Source organism: Roseibium salinum (assembly GCF_026240905.1).
Taxonomy (GTDB): Bacteria; Pseudomonadota; Alphaproteobacteria; order Rhizobiales; family Stappiaceae; genus Roseibium; species Roseibium salinum.
In genome coordinates this window covers 1,351,183-1,373,244 of the sequence record NZ_JAPEVI010000003.1, presented here as the reverse complement: position 1 = coordinate 1,373,244, position 22,062 = coordinate 1,351,183, and the positions used below count along the sequence as shown (strand labels likewise).

The 22,062-nt window shown below is 61.3% G+C and carries 24 protein-coding genes; 7 read left to right on the top strand and 17 right to left on the bottom strand.

The window, feature by feature from the left end:
- Positions 1–4 precede the first annotated feature (4 nt).
- The 4 genes from ON753_RS10875 to ON753_RS10860 are packed head-to-tail and all read right to left on the bottom strand — an operon-like array spanning position 5 to position 3,969.
- Positions 5–1,915, bottom strand: a complete 1,911-nt coding sequence (locus ON753_RS10875) for a beta-N-acetylhexosaminidase (protein ID WP_265962535.1) — start codon at positions 1,913–1,915, stop codon at positions 5–7.
- Between the two features lie 3 nt (positions 1,916–1,918).
- Entirely contained in the window at positions 1,919–2,719 is an 801-nt protein-coding gene (locus ON753_RS10870; RefSeq protein ID WP_265962534.1) for an SDR family oxidoreductase, read from the bottom strand.
- Positions 2,712–3,578 (bottom strand): MurR/RpiR family transcriptional regulator, encoded by an 867-nt coding sequence (locus tag ON753_RS10865; RefSeq protein WP_265962533.1) that lies wholly within the window; start codon positions 3,576–3,578, stop codon positions 2,712–2,714. Before ON753_RS10865 ends, ON753_RS10870 begins: the two co-directional genes overlap by 8 nt.
- Positions 3,579–3,582: 4 nt before the next feature.
- A complete protein-coding gene (locus tag ON753_RS10860; RefSeq protein ID WP_265962532.1) occupies positions 3,583–3,969 on the bottom strand; it encodes a RidA family protein in 387 nt (128 codons plus the stop codon).
- Between the two features lie 106 nt (positions 3,970–4,075).
- Between ON753_RS10860 and ON753_RS10855 the strand changes: the two genes are divergently transcribed.
- From ON753_RS10855 to ON753_RS10845, 3 genes are read left to right on the top strand one after another with little or no spacing between them, the layout of a single operon-like run.
- Positions 4,076–4,579 (top strand): hypothetical protein, encoded by a 504-nt coding sequence (locus tag ON753_RS10855; RefSeq protein WP_377047014.1) that lies wholly within the window; start codon positions 4,076–4,078, stop codon positions 4,577–4,579.
- Positions 4,580–4,581: 2 nt separating this feature from the next.
- Entirely contained in the window at positions 4,582–6,099 is a 1,518-nt protein-coding gene (locus ON753_RS10850) for a M81 family metallopeptidase (protein ID WP_265962531.1), read from the top strand.
- Between the two features lie 3 nt (positions 6,100–6,102).
- Entirely contained in the window at positions 6,103–7,170 is a 1,068-nt protein-coding gene (locus ON753_RS10845; protein WP_265962530.1) for an alanine racemase, read from the top strand.
- Between the two features lie 106 nt (positions 7,171–7,276).
- Here ON753_RS10845 and ON753_RS10840 read toward each other — a convergent pair whose 3' ends face one another.
- The 9 genes from ON753_RS10840 to ON753_RS10800 form a co-directional block, all read right to left on the bottom strand.
- Entirely contained in the window at positions 7,277–8,404 is a 1,128-nt protein-coding gene (locus ON753_RS10840) for an ABC transporter ATP-binding protein (RefSeq protein ID WP_265962529.1), read from the bottom strand.
- A 71-nt stretch (positions 8,405–8,475) separates the two neighbouring features.
- Positions 8,476–9,687, bottom strand: coding sequence for an ABC transporter substrate-binding protein (locus ON753_RS10835; protein WP_265962528.1), 1,212 nt, complete (start codon positions 9,685–9,687; stop codon positions 8,476–8,478).
- 39 nt (positions 9,688–9,726) lie between these two features.
- Positions 9,727–10,569: a carbohydrate ABC transporter permease gene (locus tag ON753_RS10830; protein WP_265962527.1), complete on the bottom strand. Its 843-nt coding sequence runs from the start codon at positions 10,567–10,569 to the stop codon at positions 9,727–9,729.
- Positions 10,559–11,455 carry a carbohydrate ABC transporter permease gene (locus tag ON753_RS10825; RefSeq protein ID WP_265962526.1) on the bottom strand — a complete coding sequence of 299 codons (897 nt, stop codon included), beginning with the start codon at positions 11,453–11,455 and terminating at the stop codon, positions 10,559–10,561. The genes ON753_RS10830 and ON753_RS10825 overlap by 11 nt, the downstream gene beginning before the upstream one ends.
- Positions 11,456–11,463: 8 nt before the next feature.
- Complete coding sequence (locus ON753_RS10820) at positions 11,464–12,630, bottom strand: Gfo/Idh/MocA family protein (protein ID WP_265962525.1); 1,167 nt, start codon at positions 12,628–12,630, stop codon at positions 11,464–11,466.
- Entirely contained in the window at positions 12,627–13,373 is a 747-nt protein-coding gene (locus ON753_RS10815; RefSeq protein ID WP_265962524.1) for a copper homeostasis protein CutC, read from the bottom strand. Before ON753_RS10815 ends, ON753_RS10820 begins: the two co-directional genes overlap by 4 nt.
- Complete coding sequence (locus ON753_RS10810; protein WP_265962523.1) at positions 13,370–14,281, bottom strand: ROK family protein; 912 nt, start codon at positions 14,279–14,281, stop codon at positions 13,370–13,372. The genes ON753_RS10815 and ON753_RS10810 overlap by 4 nt, the downstream gene beginning before the upstream one ends.
- 244 nt (positions 14,282–14,525) lie before the next feature.
- A complete protein-coding gene (locus ON753_RS10805; protein WP_265962522.1) occupies positions 14,526–14,795 on the bottom strand; it encodes an N-acetylmuramic acid 6-phosphate etherase family protein in 270 nt (89 codons plus the stop codon).
- Positions 14,796–15,008: 213 nt separating this feature from the next.
- Positions 15,009–15,407, bottom strand: a complete 399-nt coding sequence (locus tag ON753_RS10800) for a phosphoheptose isomerase family protein (RefSeq protein ID WP_265962521.1) — start codon at positions 15,405–15,407, stop codon at positions 15,009–15,011.
- A 202-nt stretch (positions 15,408–15,609) separates the two neighbouring features.
- On the opposite strand from ON753_RS10800, the gene ON753_RS10795 reads away from it, so the two are divergent.
- Genes ON753_RS10795 through nagA form a run of 4 tightly spaced genes read left to right on the top strand, consistent with a single transcriptional unit; the run spans position 15,610 to position 18,569 of the window.
- Positions 15,610–16,371, top strand: a complete 762-nt coding sequence (locus tag ON753_RS10795) for a GntR family transcriptional regulator (protein WP_265962520.1) — start codon at positions 15,610–15,612, stop codon at positions 16,369–16,371.
- A gap of 4 nt (positions 16,372–16,375) precedes the next feature.
- Positions 16,376–17,299 (top strand): SIS domain-containing protein, encoded by a 924-nt coding sequence (locus ON753_RS10790; RefSeq protein ID WP_323054718.1) that lies wholly within the window; start codon positions 16,376–16,378, stop codon positions 17,297–17,299.
- Positions 17,269–17,415, top strand: a complete 147-nt coding sequence (locus ON753_RS26705) for a hypothetical protein (protein WP_323054717.1) — start codon at positions 17,269–17,271, stop codon at positions 17,413–17,415. Before ON753_RS10790 ends, ON753_RS26705 begins: the two co-directional genes overlap by 31 nt.
- Positions 17,412–18,569, top strand: coding sequence for an N-acetylglucosamine-6-phosphate deacetylase (gene nagA / locus ON753_RS10785; protein WP_265962519.1), 1,158 nt, complete (start codon positions 17,412–17,414; stop codon positions 18,567–18,569). Before ON753_RS26705 ends, nagA begins: the two co-directional genes overlap by 4 nt.
- A gap of 40 nt (positions 18,570–18,609) precedes the next feature.
- Here the strand turns inward: nagA and rfbA are convergent, their stop codons facing one another.
- The 4 genes from rfbA to rfbC are packed head-to-tail and all read right to left on the bottom strand — an operon-like array spanning position 18,610 to position 22,041.
- A complete protein-coding gene (gene rfbA / locus ON753_RS10780; RefSeq protein WP_265962518.1) occupies positions 18,610–19,515 on the bottom strand; it encodes a glucose-1-phosphate thymidylyltransferase RfbA in 906 nt (301 codons plus the stop codon).
- Positions 19,515–20,423 (bottom strand): dTDP-4-dehydrorhamnose reductase, encoded by a 909-nt coding sequence (gene rfbD, locus ON753_RS10775; RefSeq protein WP_265962517.1) that lies wholly within the window; start codon positions 20,421–20,423, stop codon positions 19,515–19,517. The genes rfbA and rfbD overlap by 1 nt, the downstream gene beginning before the upstream one ends.
- Positions 20,420–21,463 (bottom strand): dTDP-glucose 4,6-dehydratase, encoded by a 1,044-nt coding sequence (gene rfbB / locus ON753_RS10770; protein ID WP_265962516.1) that lies wholly within the window; start codon positions 21,461–21,463, stop codon positions 20,420–20,422. The genes rfbD and rfbB overlap by 4 nt, the downstream gene beginning before the upstream one ends.
- Positions 21,451–22,041, bottom strand: coding sequence for a dTDP-4-dehydrorhamnose 3,5-epimerase (rfbC, locus tag ON753_RS10765; RefSeq protein WP_265962515.1), 591 nt, complete (start codon positions 22,039–22,041; stop codon positions 21,451–21,453). The genes rfbB and rfbC overlap by 13 nt, the downstream gene beginning before the upstream one ends.
- Between the last annotated feature and the right edge of the window lie 21 nt (positions 22,042–22,062).

Sequence of the window (22,062 nt, the reverse complement as noted above, 5' to 3'; positions counted from 1 at the left end):
CCGGTCAAAGCGCCGGGAACAACGGCGTCTGAGCGGCAAAGCGTGCCCAGTTCTTCTGCTCCGGCAGCGTCCAACCAGCCTCCGCCACGCCATAGAGCCGCGGGAAGACCATGTGATTGAAAATGTCGTTGTCGGTCATGTGCTCGCACCAGATGCAGGCCTGAACACCTTTCAGCAATCCCGTGCCATCCTCGCTCAGCCCTTCCGTCGGCTCATAGGCGTAGGTCGCCTCAGGTGTCGAGACGCCGGCCCAGCTTGCGCCCGGCTCATGCCAGCCGGATGCCTGGACCATGTCCATGTAATAGTGCTGGCCCGGGGTGCAGATGACCTCGTAGCCCTGGGCGATCAGGTCCCGGGTGACTTCCTGCTTCTGCCAGGCCATCAGCAGGACGCCGTCCGGGTCGATGCCGCCGCCATGAGAGACTTCGTCCCAACCCGCCAGTTTCTTGCCGAATTTCCTCAGGATGTCTCTAACCCGGCCCATGAAATAGGCTTGGACCTCCATCGTGTCCTTGAGCGCCCGTTCTTCCATGAGGCGCTGCGTTTTCGGCGACGCCAGCCAGGACTTCGCGTCGACCTCGTCGCCGCCGATATGGATGTAATCACCTGGGAACAGGTTTGCGACTTCGGCGAACACCTTTTCGAGAAACTGGTAGGTCTCTTCCATCGCCGGGTTCAGCGCATTGTTCGGATAGCCCTGAACCGAATGATAGCTTTCCGGCAGTTCCGCCTGGTCGGCAAGGTGGGGATAGGTTTTCAGAACGGCGGTAGAATGACCTGGAACGTCGATTTCCGGCACGATGTCGATGTTGAGACTTGCCGCATGTGCCACGATCTCGCGAACCTCGTCCTGCGAGTAGAAGCCTTCATGGACCTCGGAGGCAAAGCCGAGCTGCGGCACCTGCTGACAGCCGGGGCCGCGCCTGGCGCCGCTGACCGTGAGCTCCGGATAGGACTTGATTTCCAGTCGCCAGCCTTCGTCGTCGGTCAAATGCCATTGAAAGACATTCATGCGGCCCCAGGCGAGGATATCGAGGAGGCGCAGGATGTCCGCCGCGCCCCTGAAATGGCGAGACACGTCCAGATGGGTGCCGCGCCAGGAAAACCTTGGTGCGTCTTCAATCGCGCCCTTGGACGGAAAGCGGTAGGTATCCGGAGCGCGGTAGGCACCATAGGCGAGCTGCGCCAGGACGGTCAGCCCGTAGTCGCGCCCGGCATCGCCGCCATAGGCGAGCGTGATGATGTCTCCCGAAAAGCGCAACCGGTAACCGGCCGGCGCAAGCTCGCCATCCTGCTGGAACGCCATCTTCGGATGGGGCAGGGAACTGGTGAACCGGAACGGATAGGGAGCATCCGGGAAAAGCCGTCTGGAGAGCGCGTTGATCTTGTTCGCCGCCGCTTTCTCTTCCACCGTGCCGCTTGTAATCAGAACCGAGGAGACGCCCGTCCGGTAGTCGGAAATCTCGACGGATTGCGGCCAGGGCACGATATGAAGCGGCTCATCGGGTCTGCCCGCAGGCAGGGACTTCCGCTCCCCCGTATCCAGGTCCGCGGTCGTTTCCAGGTCATTGCAGACAACGTCGATGATTGCGCCGCCGCAGGAGACGTAACCGGACTTGGGCCCGTCCAGCCGGTGCCGCGCAGGATTTGCAAGTCCCCGAATGGCGAAGGTCCAGGTTGCGCCGGGTTCCAGCTCCAGGCCATCTGGAGGCGTCACTTCATGAAAATTGGCGAGCCGCAGCAGCCCGTCTGCGTTGTCCAGTTCATGAGTTCGTGCTGCGCGGGTCAGCGCCGTATAAGCGAGGGTGAAGGACTTGAGCGTGGTCTGACCCGTGTTGGTCAGCGCAAATTCCAGTTGGGCATCCTTCAGGTCGGCTGCGGGGCGATAGAAGCAATCAAGAACGAATTGGATCATGTTTTACTGCCCGTCAAAATCAGGGGATTGTGTGAAGGTTCGTGCGAGGGCCGGGGAGCCGGCCGAAAGACCGCTGTCGACCGGCAGGCAAATGCCGGTAATGCACCGCGCCGCCGGACTGAGAAGAAAGGCGACAGCCGCGGCAATGTCGTCCGGTTCCGGCAGGGTTTTGAACGGATACCAGGAAAGCGCCTCGTCGAAGACGGCAGGATTGGCCTCCTGACGTGCCTTCCATGCCTGCGTCTTGACGGTGCCCGGTGCCACCGCATTGGCCCTGAGGCCATATCTGCCGTATTCGATGGCAAGCGCCCTTGTGGCATGTATCAGCCCGGCCTTCGCGGCGCTGTAGGCCGGATGCCCGAATGTGCCGAGCCCGTTGACCGAGACTATGTTGATGACCGTCCCGGCACGGCTGGCCACGAGCGCAGTTTCCAGCACCTTGAAGCAGTTGAGTGCCGCTTCAAGGTTGAGCGCAAGATCGCGCGACAGCGTGTCCGCGGTCATCGAATGGAGGGAGAGCGCCGCGCCGCCGCCGGCATTGTTGATCAGCGCATTGACGCCTCCCGCCTGCCGGGCTGTCTCGGCCATGCGGCTCAGGTCGTCAGGTTTCGTCACGTCGCATTGCACGGCAATGGCATCCGCGCCGGCGCAGTTGAGCTTCGATGCGGCGACCTTCAAGGCCGCGTCATCGATGTCGACGGCAACAACCCTGTGCGTAACGGCCAGCCGGGCGGCGATCGCGGTTCCGATGTCTCCGGCGGCGCCGGTAACCACTGCAACGGGTTTTGAGCTCTGATCAGTCACCGAGGGCTTCCTTGTCATCCGGGTCGCGGGTGTTGCTGAGTTGGTGTTTGACCCGCCGCAGGCTTTCCCGCGCTTCATCGCCGCGTTTCATCGCAACCAGCGTGGCAAGAAGATCGATGACGAACAGGAACGCGTAGCGACTGCCGCTCGGCCGAAGAATGTTGTCTCCCTCCGGCACATCGATGCCGATCGTGATATCCGCGAGGTCGGCGACGGGACGGCCGGGGCGGGTGAGCGCGATTACCGCGGCGCCGTAGGTCTTCGCCGCTTCCAGCGCCCGCACCATCTGAAGGTTCCGGCCGGAAACGGAGGACGCGATGATGACATCGCCGCTGCGCATGGTTGCCCCCTGCATCAACTGCATGGCGTGGTCCGTCACGCTGATCGTCCGCAGTCCGAGACGGAACAGCCGGTTCTGGATTTCACCGGCGATCATCGAGGAGGTGCCGCCCGAGCCGAATGCCGCGACCAGTTCCGCCGTGCTGAGAAGGTCGACGGCGCCCAGGACCGCTTCCATGTCGAGCGCCTCGCGCGTCCTGGCGGTGGCTTCCTGGAACTGCCCCAGCAGACTGTCTGCCACATCCCGAGGCGCGGCAGATGCAGTGTTCACCGTCAGATATCGGGTGCCCGCGAACGCGACCTGCGCAACCTGCACCTTGAAGGCGGTAAAGCTGTCGCAGCCGAGGCGGCGGCAGAACCGGGTTACCGTCGGAGGAGAAACGCCCGCCCGTTCCGCCACATCGGTAATGCCGGCATTCAGGATGAACTGCGGTTCGCTGCGCAGGAGTGAGGCGAGGATCCGCTCGGATTTGGAGAGATCAGGCTCGACCTTCTGCAGAACGGAAAGGAGGTCCCGCATGTCATCAGGCCGGTTTCTTGTAGGCGATACAGTCGATCTCAACCTTGCAGTCCACCATCATCGAAGCCTGTACGCAGGCGCGCGCTGGCGGGTGTTCGCCGAAATAGCTCTTGTAGACGCCGTTGAAGGACCAGAAGTCGCGCGGGTCATCGAGCCAGACGCCGACGCGCACGACATGTTCCGGCCCGTATCCGGCTTCTTCCAGAATGGCCAGGACGTTCTGAACGGTCAGGTGGGTCTGGTCGACGATGCCGCCGGCAACGATCTCGCCGTCCTTCATCGGAACCTGGCCGGAAACATACAGCCAGCCGTCCGCCTCCACTGCCCGGGCAAAGGGCAGGTTCTGGCCGCCGGCACCGGACTTTTCCGCGCCGTAACGTGTAATCGACATATCAGCCTCCAGATATGAAAATGATTTACATAGTGGTTTGACATTGGTCTCATTTCATCCGTATATTTTTGAAAAATCAACCATCAAATTGAAAATGGTTTCCGGAATGCAGGATCTTCTCAACAGCCAAATCAATCCCTTTGCGGGCATGGATCAGGATCGTTCCCAGATCTGGGACATGCTCGTCCGGCGCGACATCGATGCCTTCGTGGCGGCCGACTGGTCCATGGTCGCGGACGATTTCGACACCCATGCATTTTTCGGGGTTGATGCGCGAAAGCGGCCAAATCCTGACGAGTGGAAACTCGGATTTCCCGATCTGGAATCCTACAAGGCGGAGTGGCTGCGTCAGGCGGACGAATTCGGAACGACCGAATTTGCCGAGGACGCGCGCGCGGCCATTTTCAACGCGACCCGCCTCGTCGATATCGACATCGAAGGCGCGCGCGCGATCGCCCGCAAGAAGTTCGACGGACGGATCAGGAAGGCTGACGGCGGGGAGGATCGTCTCCTCTGGCAGACGCTCTACTATTGCGTTCGCAAGGACGGGCGCTGGAAGATCTGCGGCTTTACCGGCTATCTGCCGAACCCGCTCGGAGCCGCGTCCTGACCATGAACCAGCCACGTGCCTTTGCCGCCGTGCTCGCCACGGAAACCAACACTTTCTCGCCGATCCGGATTGATATCAACGCGTTCAAGGCGTCGTTGCTGGCCCGGCCCGGCGAGCATCCGGAAACGCCGACGCTTTGCTCGGCCGTCGTCACGGAAGGGCGACGTTTCGCCAGGGAAAACGGCTGGCAACTGGTGGAGGGAACCGCGGCCTGGGCCGATCCCGCGGGCCTGGTGTCCAAGGCCACCTATGAAGGCTTGCGGGACGAGATCCTGGATCAGATCGGTGCCGGCGGACCCTTCGACGTGGTCGTGCTTGGACTGCACGGGGCCATGGTGGCTGATGGATATGACGATCCGGAAGGGGATTTTCTCGAGCGCGTTCGAGCAGCAGTCGGCCCCGACGTACCCGTCATAGCAACGCTCGACCCCCACAGCCACCTGACAGCCAAACGGGTGGCCGCCGCCGATGCCCTGATCGCATTCAAGGAATTTCCGCATGTCGATTTCGTCGACCGTGCCGTGGATGCCTGGCGGATTGCCGGGGATACGGTGGCCGGACGGGTCAGGCCTGTGATCAGCATCTATGATCCTAAAATGATCGATGTCTTTCCGACCTCAACACAGCCCATGCGCCGGTTCGTCGACGATATGGTCCGCAAGGAAGCCGAGATCGCCGGTATTCTGTCGCTATCCGTCATTCACGGATTTTTGGCCGGGGACGTGCCGGAAATGGGCACCAAGATCATCGCGGTCACGGACGATGACAAGGTCCTGGGGGGTGCCGTCGCGCAGGAACTCGGCGAGGCCCTGTTCAAGTTGCGGGGCAAGGTCCGTAGCGCGGAACTCGGCCCGTCGGAAGCCTTCGACCGCGCCCTGGCGTATGATGGCGGCCCGGTCACGGTCGCGGACATGTGGGACAACCCGGGCGGGGGAACAGCGGGAGACGCAACGGTCCTCCTGCGGGAAGCCATCGACCGGAAACTGGACAGCATCGCGTTTGGCAGCGTGTGGGATCCCATTGCTGTTCAATTGTGCCATGCCGCAGGCGAGGGTGCCCGCATGATGTTGCGCTTCGGGGCAAAGTCCGCGCCCGAGACCGGCAATCCCATCGATGCCGAGGTCGAAATCGTGCGCAACATCGCAAAGGCGGAACAGCGCTTCGGCGACAGCATCGTGCCGATTGGCGACGCTTCGCTGATCCGCGTCGGCGGCGTCGAAGTGATCTTGAATTCCACGCGGGCCCAGTGTTTCGATACGAGCCTGTTTTCGAATTTCGGCATCGATCCGTCGGACCGGAAAATCCTGGTCGTGAAATCGACGAACCATTTCTACCAGTCCTTTGCGCAGGTCAGTCCGCTGATCCTTTATTGCGCGGCAGGGCGGGCCTATCCGACGGATCCGCGGACCACGCCCTACAAAAAGGCGCCGCGGAATATCTGGCCGATCTGCGATCGCGAATCGCCGGAGGAGCCGCAATATCTGTTCGAGCCCGGTCTTGCCGGCAGTCTGGGGGAGTGAGCAATGAGTGTCGGGCTTTCCATAAACGATCTGCTGACGCCGGTTGCCGTGATCGATGAAGCGATCATGGAGACCAATATCAGGGTGGCGCAGGAATATTTCGACCGGATCGGCCGGAACTTCCGGCCGCACATCAAGACGCACAAGATACCAGCGCTCGCTGCGCTTCAGGTCGCGGCCGGAGCCAGGGGCATCAACTGCCAGAAGGTCAGCGAAGCGGAGCTATTCGCGGAGGCCGGATTTACCGACATCCTGATTACCTTCAACATGCTCGCGTCCGCACGGCTGGAGCGGTTGAAGGCGCTGAACGCCAAGGTGGATCTGCAGGTCGTTGCCGATAACGCCGTTGTGGTCGACGGGCTGGCCGCGTGTTTCTTGTCCGGAGAGCCGTTGAAGGTCCTGGTCGAATGCGACACGGGAGGCGGGCGCAACGGCGTGCAATCGCCCGCGGCCGCTCTGGAACTTGCCACATTGATCGCCGGCAGGCCCGGGCTCCGGTTCCACGGATTGCTCACCTACCCGAAACCATCGTCCGAAGCGGCGGTAGAGGCCTTCTTTGCGGAAACGATCGAACTCCTGAAAGGAGCCGGTCTCGACTGTCCCGTCGTGTCGCATGGCGGATCACCGAGCCTGTTCGACTCCGATCTGGTGCCGAGCGCGACGGAGCACCGTGCGGGAACCTACATCTTCAACGATCGCGCGATGGTCCGGGCAGGCATGTGCGATCTCGATGATTGCGCCATGCATGTTCTGGCCACCGTCGTGTCCCGCCCCACCGACACCCGCGCTGTCCTGGATGCAGGATCGAAGGCGCTTACGTCCGATCTGCTCGGGTTTGCCGACTACGGCTTGATGCTCGACTATCCGGACGCTTCGATCGTGTCGCTCAGCGAGGAGCATGCGGTGGTGGATTTGACCGGATCAGAGCGACGACCGGAGATCGGCGAGCGGGTGAGGATCATTCCCAACCACACCTGCGTCGTCTCCAATCTCTTCGACAGGCTGGTGTTTCACCGCGGCGGCGTGGTGACCCGCTCCGAAGCCGTCGCCGCCCGAGGTCGTGTGATCTAGCTACGACCTTTCGGTGGAACCCAGTGCGGGCGCAAAAGAAGGGGCCGGTTCCGGGAGGAAGGGAACCGGCCCAGTTTGGCTACTGGCGTTACAGCACTGATCCGCGTCAGATATGCATTTGGGTCGGATCGATTTCGGAGGTTGAGATTTTCCGCTCGAAGGCATGGCCGTTCTCGTCGAAGAGATGGCATTCGGCACCGTTCAGACCCATGGTCAGCTCTTCGCCAACGCGTGCCGGCGCATCGCCAGGCAGCAACCCGCAAAAGACACTATCGCTGCCGTCGAGGGAGGAATGGGTCACGGTATGTATGCCGAGCCGCTCAACAACTGTCGGCACGACTTTGACCGCGGCTTCCGCCTCCGTCAGGTGAATGTGCTCCGGGCGCAGGCCGAGCGTGAGCGTCCGGCCGGAAACGTTGGTGTCAGGTGTCGCACCTACCTTCACGTCGGCGCCATTGGGCAAGGTGACGACGATGCCGTCTTCCGACGCGGATTTGCCGGTCACCTTGATGAAGTTCATTTTCGGATTGCCGATGAAGCCGGCGACGAACAGGTTCTGCGGCTTGTGATACAGCTCGAGCGGCGTACCGACCTGGGATATGACACCCTGATCCAGCACCACGATCCGGTCCGCCATGGTCATGGCTTCCACCTGGTCGTGGGTGACGTAGATCATCGTCGCGTCGAGACTGTTATGCAGTTTGGCAAGCTCGATGCGCATTTCCGCCCGAAGCGCTGCATCGAGGTTCGAGAGCGGTTCATCGAACAGGAACACCGACGGCTGGCGCACGATCGCGCGGCCGATTGCAACCCGCTGGCGCTGCCCTCCCGACAGTTCGCCCGGCTTGTGCTGCAGGCGGCCGCCCAGTTGCAGAATGGCAGCAGCGGCCTGAACCTTCTCTTCCACCTGCGCGTTCGGCAATCGCTCGACGCGTAAGGGAAAGGCGATGTTCTCATAGACGGACATGTGCGGGTAAAGCGCATAGGACTGGAAGACCATGGCGATACCGCGTTTGACCGGCGGAAGCGTGTTCACGATCTTTCTGTCGATGGAGACATCGCCGCCGGTAATTTCCTCCAGCCCCGCGATCATGCGCAGCAAGGTCGACTTTCCACATCCCGACGGGCCGACGAATACGATGAATTCACCGTGGTCCACATCGAGATCGACACCCTTGATGACTTCCATCCGGCCATAGTTTTTGCGTACGTCGCGCAGCTGCAACTCGCCCATGGTCATTCCTTCTTTGAAAGAGATGGCCGGGCCCAGGCATGGGTAGCGGGGCCCGGTCACTGGTCATGGTGTTACTTGTATTCTTCGAGCTGTTCGGCAGCGATCTCGACCGCCTCGGCGGCGTCGACTTCACCCAGAACAACACCCTGGACGGCTTCGTTGATCGTGTCCTGAAGGCCGACATAGTCGGTCACGAACGGCTCCGGACCACCGGTCGGGATGGCATCCAGGAACGCCTGCCAGGTCGGATCCTCCTTCACCAGCTCCTTTACTTCCGCCATGTCGCGCAGCGGCGTGTAGCCTTCCGCGATTTCGAAGGCCATCTGGTTTTCCGGGTTGGTCAGCAGTTTGGCGAGTGAAAGCGCCTGCTCCTCGACACCGGATCCCTTGAACACGGCAAGCGAGTCGGTGATCAGGAGGGTGCCCGCACCGCCGCTCGGACCGACCGGAAGCGGTGCAACGCCCCAGTTCACATCTTCCACGCGGACCCGCTCCCACGGACCGGAGATGAACATGCCGATCTTGCCTTCCGAGAACAGCGGGCGAAGCTTGGCGCGGTCATAGGCAACCGGTCCCGGCTGGGAGACTTCGGCCATTTTGCCGTAGAAAGCCAGGGCTTCGACGTTGTTCGGAGAATTGAAGACGATCTCGCCTTCTTCGTTAATGACTTCACCGCCATTGGTGTACACGTAGTTCAGGAACTGGTGCATGGTGTTGTCGAAGGACGCGGCGGCAAGTCCGAAACCGTCGGCATCGGTCTTTTCCTTGATCGCCTTGGCGGCATTGTACATCTCGTCCCACGTCTTCGGCGGGCTCTCCGGATCGAGCCCGGCTGCCTTGAACAGGTCCTTGTTCCAGTAGAGCGCCTTGGTGGAGAAGGCGCGCGGCAGGCCCCACTGCTTGCCGTTGGAGGTGATTGTGGCGAGGATCGGTTTCGCGTAGGTCGCCTTTTCCTCCTCGGTCATGTCGACCGGGATGATCAGGTCATTGGCGGCGAGCTGTTTCAGCGTGCGCGATCCCATATAGGCGACGGCCGGCGGGTTGCCCGCACTTGCCAGCGTCGTGGATTTCTCCTGGCACTGGCCCCAAGGCACGAACTCCACCTGAACCTTGTAGCCCGGGTTCTCCGCTTCCCAATTCTTGATCAGCTCGGCCTGGATCGGAATACCGGCTCCGGTATTGTCGCCGCAGTTGATCATGTGGATGTTCTTGTCCTCCGCCTGGGCGGTGCCGATCAGGGTGAGGCCCATGGCTCCACCCAAGAACAGTGATTTCAACGTCATCTGATTTCCCTTTCCTGGTTAGGTGTTTTCTTGTTTTTGTTATTCCTTGACGGCGCCTGCCGTGAGACCGGCGACGATGTAGCGTTGCAGGAACACATAGACGAACAGCACGGGCAGGATGCCGACGATGCTGGCGGCCATGAGTTCGTTCCAGACGACAGTCTGTCGTCCGAAGAATTGGAACAGGCCGACCGGCAACGGGTTCAGCTCGTTCACGGAATTGAAGGTCAGCGCATAGATGAACTGTTGCGCATAGGCGGTGATGAAGGCGGTGATCGTGACGACCACAATGCCCGGAAGCGCGACAGGAATGATCACCCGCACCAGCGTGTAGATCTTGCCGGCACCATCGGCCCAGGCCGCTTCCTCAAGTTCTTTCGGAATGCGCACCAGATAGGAGCGCAGCAGCCATATGCCGGTCGGGATCACGAAGGCCGTGCCCGGGGCGATCATCGCGAAGTAGGTATTGAGCAGGCCATACTGCTGCATCAGCTTGAACAGCGGGATGATCAGCACCGCCCCGGAAAACATGTTCACGGCGATGAAGATGCCGAGCAGGGAATTGCGGGCAGGGAATTCGAACCTGGCAAAGGCGTAAGCGGCCGGAATGATGCAGATGAGGCCGAGCACCGTCACCACGCTGGCAATGAAGAACGAGTTGAGCATGTATCTCCACAGGAGCGGCACGTTCTCCCACATGGTGAAATAGGCGTCGAAGCTCATCTTGTTGGTGATGAACCGGTAGGGGATCGCAAACAGGCTGCTGAGCGGGCGCAGCGACACCACGAAGGCTTCCACGAACGGTGCCAGCACGAAAGTCAGGAACACCGCGACACCGAAATAGATCAGCACATATTCGTACCAGCGATACTTATGCAGCATTGTGGGGGCTCCTTCTGGCAAGGCGCGTCAGCAGCATGAAATAGACCAGGGTGAAGGACCCGAGGAACAGCACGATCATCACGGTCCGTGCTGCGCCTTCGCCGTATTTGAAGCGGCTGATCGCGGTCTTGTAGGTGTCGATGATCATCGTCGTGGTCGCCCCGCGCGGGCCGCCTTCGGTCAGGATCCAGATGATGTCGAAGGAGTTGAAGGTCGCGATCGCCGACAGGAGCGCCATGGTGGCGATCGAGGGGAAGATCAGCGGCAGGGTGATCCGGCGGAAGCGATAGGACCGGGAGGCGCCATCCACCCAGGCGGCCTCGTAAAGATCCTTCGGTATGGATTGCATGGAGGCGAGCAGGTAGAGCGTCACCATCGGCACGCCGATCCAGACATCGGTGACGATCGTCGCCATGAAGGCGGAGTTCTTGTAGGCAAGAAACTCGAACGGCCCGGAAAGAATGCCGATGCGCTGCGCCAGGCCCGAAATCATCCCGAACTGGCCGTTATACATCCAGCCCCAGATGAAGACGCCGATGGCGATTGGGATCACCCAGGGCGGCATGACCAGGATGCGGAACAGCGTGCGTCCGGGAACCATCGCGTTCAGGAGAACGGCCCCCAGCGTTCCGATCAGCATCTTGAGCGCGACCGACAGGCTCATCCAGTAGAACGTCCGCGCTATAACTTCGGGAAACCTGCGGGACATCAGCTTTTCGTAGTTGTCCAGCCCGACATATTCGAAGTTCGGGCTCATGCTGGTGTTGGTGAAAGACAGCCGGAATGTCTCGAACAGCGGGTAGGCGACAATCGCCACCATGACGATCGATGCCGGCAGCAGCAGAAGGTATGGAAAATAGTCTTTTTGTTTTGCCGTATGCGCCATGGGGCCCCCTATGCCATCCCGTAGCTGTCGAATTGCTGCCAGGTCTCATGAAGATCGAGGACGGAGCGCGTCTGGCGGGCTTCATCCAGCTTGATTGCCGTGAGCCCGGCTTCAAGCGCATCCAGAACACTGACCGGCAGCTTTCCGCCGTTGTTGAAATAGTCGGCAAGATCCTTGGCCATGGCTTCGTCCGCGCCGTAGTGGCCGTCGCTGTGTTCGGCGAGCTTGGGCTTGTCGACAAGGCACCTGGAGGTCAATGCATCGTGGACCCGGTAGTAGTTGCGGATGAAATCCCCCTCCGCCATGCCCCGGGTCCCCATGATGGCGAACCGGCGAAACTCGTCGGGCACATACATGTTGGTGTGGAAGCACAGGTTGGCGCCGTCTTGGTATTCGATCAGGGCGGTCTGGTAGTCGATGATGTCGCCGTCTGATTCAAAGTCCGCATTGCCGCCGCCCCAGCGCGGCGTGAACGGATCGGCGCGGCCGACGACCTTCGGAGCCGGAAAACGATGGTCCTGGTCCGGCCGGTTTTCGGGGACGAAGCTCTTGCGGCCACCGAAGCTGGAGACGTAACGCGGCCGGCAGCCAACCACGCCCTGATAGAGATCCAGGTCATGGCAACACTTTTCCAGCATGAAACCGCCGGAGTTCTTCGCGTAGCGGCGCCAGTCCCGCATGAAGAACGAGCCGTGATAGGGGCCGATATGCTCAGCCGCCTCGATGGAAACGACCTTGCCGATCTGTCCCGCTTTCAGGCTCTTCTGGAGCTCCGTATAGAGCGGAGAGTATCGCAGAACGAGGCCGACCAGCACCCGCTCCGGACCGCCATGGTCCTTCAGCAGATCCAGGAATTCAAAGGTCTCCGTCTCCGTGGTGACGATCGGCTTCTCGCAGAAGATATGCCGGACATCGGACCGAAGAGCCGTTTTCAGATGCTCCAGATGCAGGAAGTTGGGCGAGCCGATCATGAGAAGATCGAGCTTTTCCGCCTTCAGCATTCCGGCAAGACCGGAATGGGCCGTCAGGCGGTTGCCGCTTTTCTCCTCGACATATTTCAACCCTGCGGGGGTCGGGTCGACATAGGCGCAAGGATCGAGCTCCGCGCAGACCTCCTGCAAACAATTGCTGACATTGGCAATTCGCGCGCCAAGGCCGACATAGCCGGTCTTCATTCCGCAGCCTCCCTGAAGTGGTTCATCGCGTCCCGAAGGGCTCGGACAAGTTCTGCGTCGGTGGATCGGGTGCCGGTCGAAGGCATGAACCCGAGCCGGAGCTCAGCAGCTCCCGGTGCCACAGCCTGTGACGGAGACGAGCAGGACGCATGCAACTCATCGACATGCGCATCCTTCAAAAGACGCATTGCGTTGCCGGCCGAGACGCCTGATCCGGCCATGATCGAAATCCGGCCCGCGGCACAGGCGACCGCGGCCTTCAGGCCTTCCAGCCCCTGGTCGGCTTTCGCAGCCTGGCCGGATGTGAGGATCCGTTCGAAACCAAGTTCGATGGCCTCGCAAACGCTCTTGCCGATATCGGCCAGCGTGTCGAAGGCGCGGTGAAGGGTTGCCGGCAGCGGCGTGCCGGAGAGTGCGGCGGAGAGGAAACTCCGATCCAGTTCCTGCCGATCATCGGTTGCCCCGATCACGATACCTGCAAGGCCGGCTTGTTCTGCAGCCTTGATGTCCCGCAGCATTAGCGCCTTTTCGGCGTCGGAATAGCGGAAGCCACCGGAACGCGGCCTGATCATCGCGTAGACGGGAACCGGCAGACTGGAGGCTGCGCTCATGAGGCCGAGGGAAGGGGTCAGCCCGCCTTCCGTGAGGGCTGCACACAGTTCGATGCGGTCCGCACCGTTTTCCGCCGCCGTCCAGGCGCCTTCGATCGTGTCGACGCACACTTCCAGGAGGACGCGGGTCATGGCGTCACCCCGCCAAGCGTGGTTCGGGCGACGATCCCTGCACCGTGCAATCCGCCATTTTCCGCAAATTGACCCCTGATAACCAGCGGTTCGGTATACTGCGCCAGCACCAGGGATCTGACCTTGCGGTCCACCAGGTCAAGCAGCGCGACATCATTGGAAAGCCCGCCGCTTACCGGAATGACATCCGGGCCCAGCGTGTTGACGAGCACCGAAAGGGCGCGCGCGAGCAGGGTGGTATAGGCGTCGATCGTTTCGGTCGCGGCAGCATCTCCTGCGTGCCAGGCCTCTGTGATTTCCTTGCTGGTAAGCCGGGAACCATGGAGAGAGGTGTGAATACGTTCCATGCCGCGGGCGGAGCAAACGGCGTCGATGCATCCGGTCTGGCCGCATCCGCAAGAGTAGTGGTCGATCCCTTTCAGCTGCCCGCCTGCGGTCGGATCCATGATGGGACCGTGACCCCATTCGCCGGCCATACCTCCCACGCCTTTGACCAGTTCGCCGTTGACGACGAGACCGCCGCCGACACCGGAGCCGAGGATAATACCAAAGACGACAGGCTTGCCGCGGCCGGTGCCGTCGACGGCTTCGGCCAGTGCGAACGCATTGGCGTCGTTTGTAATCAGCACAGGTCGCCCAAGGGCCGCTTCCAGTTCCTGGCGAACAGGGCGTTTGTGGAGGCACGGAATATTGGCAACATCGGCAATGCCGGAGCGCTCATCATAGGCACCGGCAAGAGAGATCGATATCGCTGAAGAGTCTTTCCCGGCGCAGTGTTCGATGGCCGCGACGAAGCGATGCCAATCGCTGCCGGGTGTCTCGACACGCCCGCTTTCGGCAACGGCGCCGTCCTCCTGGAGCGCACCATAACGGATGTAGGTGCCTCCAATATCGAAACAGGTAGTCATGGCCTGTTCAAACGCCCCTGGATTGTACTTGTTAACGTTTGCTTATAATACCAATATGCAACCAATTAAGAGCCGAGTAAACCGAAAAAATAATTGGCATGGCTTTTTTGATGAATTGGTGTGTGCAGATGCGCGCCTACACAGCGACCGTTTCAAGGCTATTTCAGGGGTTCGGGTCGCCAGGACACACGTGGTGTCGCGGCCGCGAAAGCGTCCTCGGGAAGGTCTGCCATGCGGTGGGAAATCAGAGAAGGGCCCGCAGGTCGCCATTGTGCAGGATGAGAGCGTTTTCAGCGGCGTTGACGTCCAATCCCTCCCGCAGCATGAGAACGGCGATCTTGACCCGGCCACCGGCTTCTTCGAGCGCGCGGACTGCCGAGTCCGGATCGCATCCGGTCAGATCCTGAAGGATGCGCTGCGCACGCTGGCGCAGCTTCTTGTTGTCCGCCACCATGTTGACCATATGGCCGCGCACGGCGTGTCCGAGGCGCAGGGCGACCAGCGTGGAGATCATGTTCAGCACCGCCTTCTGGGCACTGGCAGCGCCAAGCCGGGTCGATCCGGCAACGATTTCGGGCGGCGTCTGCAGGAGAATCGGGTGGTCCGATCTCGCTTAGGAGCGGTGTGTCGGGATTGTTGGCGATCGCGATGGTTTCCGTCTTTGCCGCCGTCGCCGCTCTCAACGCGCCCAAGGTATAGGGCGTTGATCCGCTTGCGGAAACGGCAATCAGTATATCGCCTTTTCCGAGGCCGGATTTGTCGAAATCCCTGGTGCCGCCATCCTCGTCATCCTCATGGATTCCCGCCAGATGCAGGAGGTTTTCGGCGCCGCCGGCATAAAGAATGCGCATGCGCTCGGGGGGAAGCCGAATGTGCCCGGCAGTTCGAGGCAATCAGCCAGGGCCGTCAGGCCGGCGCTGCCTGCTCCTGCATAGCCGATCTTTCCTCCGTCCCGGGCGGCACGCAGCAGCGCTGCCGCGGCCTGCGAGATCTGCGGGATGGCCCGTGCGGCTGCATTGAGCGCCGTGATCTGGCGATCCAGGAGAAGAGACAGCACGTCCTCATCAGACTTTTTCGACAATCCAACGGATTGGGGGTCGCGGTCTTCGGTCGCAGGCAGCTTCATGTTTGACGGACTCGGGATAAACTCAAACGGTCATAGTGCGGATTTCGCCCGGAAGAGACAAGCCTCTGGTCTTCGCGGGAGCTCGAGTTGCGCTGTGTCACGAGCGAGCATGAAATTTCTTTTAACACTTGATTTTCGGTTTCGATAGAGTTTAAATTGGTATCTGAAAGGTATTATTTCATATCTCCAAGGCGTCCGTTTCATGACCGAATTCATTTCCCTGCTGCAGAACGGCGAGTGGCTCGCAAATTCCAGCGGCCCGCGCTATCTGATGCTGCGGCGGCGGATACAAGAGGCCATCGAAAATGGGGTTCTCAAGGAGAATGAACCGCTGCCGTCCGAGCGGGAGATTGCCGCGATCACCGATCTGTCGCGGGTGACGGTCCGCAAGGCTGTCGCGGGTCTGGTGGACGACCAGGTCATCGTGCAGAAGCGGGGCAGCGGCTCCTTCGTTGCTCCCAAGGTGCACAAGGTCGAGCAGCGGCTCTCCAGTCTGACCTCCTTTACGGAGGACATGGCGCGCCGTGGCCTGTCGGCGAGCAGCGAATGGCTGCGCCGCGGACTGTATCCGGCCTCTCCGGAGGAGATGTTCACCCTCGGCCTCACATCGGGGCAGAAGGTCGCCCGTGTCGATCGCCTGCGCAAGGCCGACGGCACGCCGATGGCGATCGAGCGGGCATCGCTGTCCGAAAGCGTTCTCCCCAATCCGGAGCGTGTGTCCACGTCGCTTTATGCGGTCCTGCGAGCCTCGTCGATGCAGCCGGTGCGCGCCATCCAGAGGATCTCGGCGCGCAACCTGGAACAGGCTGATGCGGAGATCCTGGGCGTGCCGGTGGGCTCGGCCGGTTTGAAGATCGAGCGCGTGTCCTATCTTTCCTCTGGCAAGGTTGTCGAATTCACCCGTTCCGTTTACCGCGGCGATGCCTACGACTTCATCGCCGAACTGCAAATTTCGGAAGACTGAGCCTATGACCGACGCTGCAACACCGAGCGGGCCGACGCATATGCGGCGGGAAATCGAAGAAATTCCGGATGCCGCGCGCCGTTTGCTCGAGCAGGGTCACCCTCGGATCAGGGAAATCGCAAGGCGCGCAGGCACGCCGGTGTTTCTGGCAAGTGTCGCCCGCGGGTCCTCCGACCATGCTGCCATGTTCCTGAAATATGCTGCGGAAATCTATCTCGGTCTCGCCATGGCCTCGCTGGGGCCGTCGGTTTCCTCCGTCTATAACGGCCGGGTGAAACTGGGACAGGCCGTGGTCATCGCCATATCCCAGTCCGGTGCCAGCCCGGATATTCTGTCAGTCGTCAAAAGCGCGGCAGAGCAGGGCGCCTTCACGGTCGGTCTGACGAATACCGCGGAAAGCAGGCTTGCCGAATTGTCTGGTGCGGCGGTCGACATCTGCGCCGGGCCGGAAAAAAGCGTCGCTGCCACGAAAACCTTTGTGAATTCGGTGCTGGCGGGCTTGCTTCTGCTTGCGGAAATCGGCGGCGATCAGGCGTTGCTGAATGCCCTGGAACGGCTGCCCGATCATCTGGAAAACGCAATCGACCAGAACTGGCAGGCACTTGCCGGGCCGATTGAAAACCGCGGGTCCCTTTATGTCGTCGGCCGTGGGCCGGGACTTGCGGTCGCGCATGAAGCGGCCTTGAAATTCAAGGAAACCTGCCAGATCCACGCGGAAGCCTATTCATCCGCGGAAGTCATGCATGGTCCCATATCGATTGTCGAAAACGGCTATCCCATTCTGGCCCTGGGCGTGCGCGATGCGGCGGAAGAAAGCTTGGCGCAGTCTGCCGATCGCATGGCCGAGCAGGGGGGCAGGTCTTTGCCACCACCGGCAAGGTTCTGCGCGCCGAAAAGTTGCCGTTCGAGGCGGCGGATCATCCGCTGACCGATGCGCTGGTGCAGATCGTGTCCTTCTACGCCTTCATCGAGTGGTTTGCCCGCCGGCGGGGTTTCAATCCCGACGTTCCCAAACATCTGAAAAAGGTGACCCGAACGGTATGACAGGAATGACCGCCTACCGCTGCAGCCGGATCTTCGATGGCGAGAAAATCCACCGGGACGCTGCCCTGCTGGTGGAAGGGGGCGTGGTGGCCGGTCTGTGTCCGGTCGAGGACCTTCCAGGTGCCATCACTTCGGTGGACCTCGGCGAGGGAGTTCTGTCGCCGGGCCTGATCGACCTTCAGGTGAATGGCGGCGGCGGACTGATGCTCGGTGATGCGCGGAGCGTCGAAGACATCGCCCGGATTTGTGTCGCCCATCTGCAGCTCGGCAGCACGGCGCTGACGCCGACACTGATCACCGACACGCCGGAAACAACCCGAAGGATCATTGACCTGGCGATCGACGCCTGGACGCAGGGCGTTCCCGGGTTCCACGGCTTGCACCTGGAGGGGCCGCATCTCTTCGTCGGTCGCAAGGGCGCCCATGATGCCAGCCTGATCCGGCCGATGACCGACGAGGACCTCGATCTCTATATTTCAGCTGCGCGCCAGCTGCCGAGCCTGATGATGACGCTCGCGCCGGAAACCGTCGATCCCGGACAGATCGCCAGTCTGGTTGGGGCAGGGATCCACGTGAGCCTCGGCCATAGCGGGGCCTCCTATGCGGAATGCCGGAAGGCAACGGAGGCCGGCGCCTCCTGCGTGACGCATCTTTTCAACGCCATGAGCCCGTTGCAGCATCGCGAACCCGGTCTCGTGGGAGCGGCGCTTGACCTGGGAGCCCTGAATGCGGGCCTGATTGCCGATGGCATTCATGTCGACCCGGCGGCCATCCGGATTGCGCTCAAATCCAAGACGGGTCCGGGCCGGATCTTTCTGGTCACCGATGCGATGTCGCAAACCGGAACCGACGTAACGTCCTTTACGCTTGGCAACCGGGAAATCTTCCGCCGGAACGGCATGCTGACGCTTGCGGACGGTACGCTGGCCGGTGCCGATATCGATCTGCCGTCCTCTCTGAAATATCTGACCTCAGAGTTGGGTGTCGGCCTCGAAACCGCGCTTGCCATGGCGACCAGCTATCCGGCGGATGTCATCCGACTTCCCCTGGGCCGCTTCAAGGAAGGCTGTGCCGCCGATTTCGTGCTGTTGAGCGAGGCGATGGCGGTCATGGACGTCTGGCTGTCCGGCACATCACAGCAGCATAGCGGCTGACATCCGCTCGGGGTCCTTAATCAGGCCGGTCTCCTCCACGTCAGGCAATTGCCCTTTGCTCTTCCAGGCCTGGATGCCTGGCTTCGGACGCGATCCAGGCCAGGTATTTGCCGTAGGCCGTGTTCGGGATCGCGCGCGCCAGGCTTTCAAGATGCAGCCTGTCGATCCAGCCCATGTTGAACGCGATCTCCTCAGGGCAGGCGATTTTGAAACGCTGCCGGGATTCCAGCGTCTGGATGAAGGAGGCGGCGTCGAGCAGGGATTCCGGCGTGCCGGCATCCAGCCATGCATAACCGCGCCCGAGCTGCTGCACGTGCAGTTCGCCGAGTTCGAGATACAGCCTGTTGAGATCGGTAATCTCGAGTTCCCCGCGCGCGGACGGCTTCAGCATCCGGGCGAAATCGGCCGCCCTTGCATCATAGAAGTAAAGACCGGTGACCGCCCAGTCGGACAAGGGGGCCTGAGGCTTTTCAACGATCGACCTGGCGCGTCCTGTCGGCTCGAATTCCACCACGCCATATCGCTCCGGATCGTGCACCTGATAGGCAAAGAGGGATGCGCCGGAAGGCCGCGCACGGGCGGATGTCATTTTCTCAGCCAGACCGCTGCCATAGAAGATGTTGTCGCCGAGAATGAGCGCGGAGGCTTCGCCGCCCAGGAATTCCTCGGCAATGAGATAGGCATGGGCGATCCCCTCGGGGCGTTCCTGAACTGCGTATTTGATCGAGATCCCCCACTTGCGGCCGTCCCCGAGCACGCGGCGGAACGCCGGAAGGTCCTGGGGCGTGGAAATAAGCAGGAACTCGCGGATGCCGGCCAGCATGAGTGTCGTGAGCGGGTAGTAGATCATCGGCTTGTCGTAGACCGGCAGAAGCTGCTTCGAGCTTGCCAGGGTCATCGGATGCAGGCGTGTGCCTGCACCTCCGGCGAGGATGATGCCCTTCATTATACGCAACTCCTTTGAGAAAGAAGGTCTCCGACGACTTTCGTCAGGCTCTGGTCCGGCTGCGGGAAGCTGAGGCCGAACGTATTCCGGTACCGCGAGGTGTCGAGAGCTGTTCGGAGCGGCCGTGTCGCCGGTGTCGGGAAGTCTGCAGTGCTGGCGGAGCGGATCTCGCAGCTTGGTCCGGCCAATCTTTTCGAGGCCGCCATAATCTGTTGAGCGAGTTCGTGTCGCGACATCGAAATCGGCCCGGCCAGGTGATAGATCCCCGAGAAGTCGTCCCATTCGCTTCCGGACAATTGCCCGCACAAATCAAGCAGGGCGTGTGCAAGGTCGAGCGCCGACGTCGGATTGCCGATCTGGTCGTCGACAATGGACAGCTTCGTGGCGCCGGCCGCGGCCTTTAGAACCTTTGAGACGAAATTCACACCGAACGGAGAATAGAGCCACGCGGTCCGCAGAACGAGGTGCCGGGGATTCGTCTCCCTCACCAACTGTTCGCCTTCGAGCTTGGACTGTCCGTAGACGTTGATCGGGTTGGTTCGATCAAATTCGGCATAGGCCGTTTTCGCCGTTCCGTCGAACACATAGTCCGTCGAAATATGGATCACCGGAATTCCGTTGGACGCGGCGGCCTTTGCCAGGTTCTTCGCGCCCAGCACGTTTATCCGCCGCGCTTCTGCCGGATTGCTTTCCGCTCCGTCGACATCCGTAAAGGCGGCCGCATTGATGACGATGTCGGGCCGGAGCGCGGCGATGCCGATCTGGCAGGACGGCAGGCTCGTGATGTCAAAATGGGGCCGGCCGAGCAGATGCAGGCCGATTTCCGGGTAGTCCACGGCGCAGTCCTCCAGGGATCTCGCAAGCTGGCCGCTTTTGCCGGCAACCAGGATCTTTCCCTTGTGGATCATGCCGGAACCTTTGCTCTACGCCGGTAGTCGGTGTCGGCCAGCGCGTTCTGCCAGTCGGGATTGTCCAGATACCAGCGGACGGTTTCCCTCAAGCCGTCGTCAAAGGAAATGGCGGGCCGCCAGCCGATCTCGGATTCGATCTTCGACGGGTCGATCGCATAGCGCTCGTCATGTCCCGGCCGGTCCGGAACAAAAGTGATGAACTGCTCGTGCGGCGCCCCGGATGGGACCAGCTGATCGAACACCCGGCAGATCCTTCGCACGAGATCGATGTTGCGGCACTCGTTCCTGGCCCCGATCGCATAGGTCGAACCGGGTGCGGCGCGGTTAAGAAGGCGCCACAACGCGCGGGCATGGTCGTCCGCATGAAGCCAGTCGCGGATCTGCGCACCGTCGCCATAAACCGGCAGCGGCCAGCCATTCATCGCGTGACGGCATATGAGCGGGATCAGCTTCTCAGGATATTGCTCCGGTCCGTAATTGTTGGTGCAGTTGGAGATGATGACGGGCAGGCCATAGGTGCGCGACCATGCGCGGACCAGATGATCCGAGGCGGCCTTGCTCGCTGCGTAAGGCGAGGAAGGTCTGTAGGGCGAGCTTTCCAGAAACGTGCCAGTCTCGCCAAGATCGCCGAAAACCTCGTCGGTGGAAACATGAAGGAAGCGGAAGGTGCCGGCGGCCCTCGGGGCCGAGGACAGATAGCGCCGGGCCGCCTCGAGAAGGACGAGTGTTCCCTTGACGTTCGTCTCGATGAAGGCCGAGGCGTCGGCTATGGACCGGTCCACATGACTTTCGGCCGCCAGGTGCACTACCGCTGCCGGTCTGTGGGTCTGGAACGCATCGTCGAGCTTGTCGAAATCGCAGATATCGGCTTTGATGAACGTGTAGCGCGGTTCGCCCGACAGTTCATTGAGCGCCGTCACATTGGACGCATAGGTGAGCTTGTCGAGAACGATGATCTCGGCTTCGGTGTCTCGCAGCAGGTAACGGCAAAGAGCCGTGCCGATGAAGCCTGCACCACCGGTAATCAGGATGCGCATGCTTCAGCCCCGCTCCCGGCGATGCAGGTGAATTCGGGTTCAAGATGTTCGAAGCCCGGCAGCTGCCTGTCCTTGTCGGAAACGGCGGGCGAAATGCCGCCGAGCCGCCAATCGATGCCCAGCATCCCGTCGTCAAAGGCAATGCCGCGCTCGCATTCGGGCGCATAGCGCGCATCGACCTTGTAGTGAACTTCCGTGTTATCGCTCAAGGTGGAAAACCCGTGGGCGAAGCCCGCGGGGATGTAGAGCTGACACATGTTTTCGGCCGACAGGAGATGGCGTACATATCGCCCGTATGTGGGCGAGCCGATGCGAATATCGAGCGCCACGTCGATGATCGCGCCGCGTGTGCAGCGGATCAGTTTCGTCTGCGCGTGGGGCGGCGCCTGATAGTGAAGGCCGCGCACCGTGCCCGCACGCTCGGAATAGGACATGTTGTCCTGGATGAACCGCGTTTGTATTCCGTGGTCTTCAAGCGCGCGCGCACTGTAGGTTTCAGCGAAATAGCCGCGCGAGTCCTCGAAGCGTTTCGGAGTAAGAAGCAGAACGTCCGGTATTTCGGTAGTTTCGACTTTCACCTTGAACCTCAAGTCTGGCTT

What these genes read in the sequence shown, in the direction of transcription:
- ON753_RS10815 (WP_265962524.1), bottom strand. Translation starts at nt 13,373, where the DNA reads ATGACCCGCGTCCTCCTGGAAGTGTGCGTCGACACGATCGAAGGCGCC.
- ON753_RS10830 (WP_265962527.1), bottom strand. Translation starts at nt 10,569, where the DNA reads ATGCTGCATAAGTATCGCTGGTACGAATATGTGCTGATCTATTTCGGT.
- ON753_RS10860 (WP_265962532.1), bottom strand. Translation starts at nt 3,969, where the DNA reads ATGTCGATTACACGTTACGGCGCGGAAAAGTCCGGTGCCGGCGGCCAG.
- ON753_RS10865 (WP_265962533.1), bottom strand. Translation starts at nt 3,578, where the DNA reads ATGCGGGACCTCCTTTCCGTTCTGCAGAAGGTCGAGCCTGATCTCTCC.
- ON753_RS10805 (WP_265962522.1), bottom strand. Translation starts at nt 14,795, where the DNA reads ATGATCTCCACGCTGGTCGCCCTGCGCCTCGGACACGCCGTGCGCGGC.
- ON753_RS10825 (WP_265962526.1), bottom strand. Translation starts at nt 11,455, where the DNA reads ATGGCGCATACGGCAAAACAAAAAGACTATTTTCCATACCTTCTGCTG.
- ON753_RS10850 (WP_265962531.1), top strand. Translation starts at nt 4,582, where the DNA reads ATGAACCAGCCACGTGCCTTTGCCGCCGTGCTCGCCACGGAAACCAAC.
- ON753_RS10810 (WP_265962523.1), bottom strand. Translation starts at nt 14,281, where the DNA reads ATGACTACCTGTTTCGATATTGGAGGCACCTACATCCGTTATGGTGCG.
- rfbB (WP_265962516.1), bottom strand. Translation starts at nt 21,463, where the DNA reads ATGCGCATCCTGATTACCGGTGGTGCAGGCTTCATCGGCACGGCTCTT.
- ON753_RS10840 (WP_265962529.1), bottom strand. Translation starts at nt 8,404, where the DNA reads ATGGGCGAGTTGCAGCTGCGCGACGTACGCAAAAACTATGGCCGGATG.
- ON753_RS10795 (WP_265962520.1), top strand. Translation starts at nt 15,610, where the DNA reads ATGACCGAATTCATTTCCCTGCTGCAGAACGGCGAGTGGCTCGCAAAT.
- rfbA (WP_265962518.1), bottom strand. Translation starts at nt 19,515, where the DNA reads ATGAAGGGCATCATCCTCGCCGGAGGTGCAGGCACACGCCTGCATCCG.
- nagA (WP_265962519.1), top strand. Translation starts at nt 17,412, where the DNA reads ATGACAGGAATGACCGCCTACCGCTGCAGCCGGATCTTCGATGGCGAG.
- ON753_RS10800 (WP_265962521.1), bottom strand. Translation starts at nt 15,407, where the DNA reads ATGAAGCTGCCTGCGACCGAAGACCGCGACCCCCAATCCGTTGGATTG.
- ON753_RS10835 (WP_265962528.1), bottom strand. Translation starts at nt 9,687, where the DNA reads ATGACGTTGAAATCACTGTTCTTGGGTGGAGCCATGGGCCTCACCCTG.
- ON753_RS10855 (WP_377047014.1), top strand. Translation starts at nt 4,076, where the DNA reads ATGCAGGATCTTCTCAACAGCCAAATCAATCCCTTTGCGGGCATGGAT.
- ON753_RS10820 (WP_265962525.1), bottom strand. Translation starts at nt 12,630, where the DNA reads ATGAAGACCGGCTATGTCGGCCTTGGCGCGCGAATTGCCAATGTCAGC.
- ON753_RS10875 (WP_265962535.1), bottom strand. Translation starts at nt 1,915, where the DNA reads ATGATCCAATTCGTTCTTGATTGCTTCTATCGCCCCGCAGCCGACCTG.
- rfbD (WP_265962517.1), bottom strand. Translation starts at nt 20,423, where the DNA reads ATGATCCACAAGGGAAAGATCCTGGTTGCCGGCAAAAGCGGCCAGCTT.
- ON753_RS10845 (WP_265962530.1), top strand. Translation starts at nt 6,103, where the DNA reads ATGAGTGTCGGGCTTTCCATAAACGATCTGCTGACGCCGGTTGCCGTG.
- ON753_RS10790 (WP_323054718.1), top strand. Translation starts at nt 16,376, where the DNA reads ATGACCGACGCTGCAACACCGAGCGGGCCGACGCATATGCGGCGGGAA.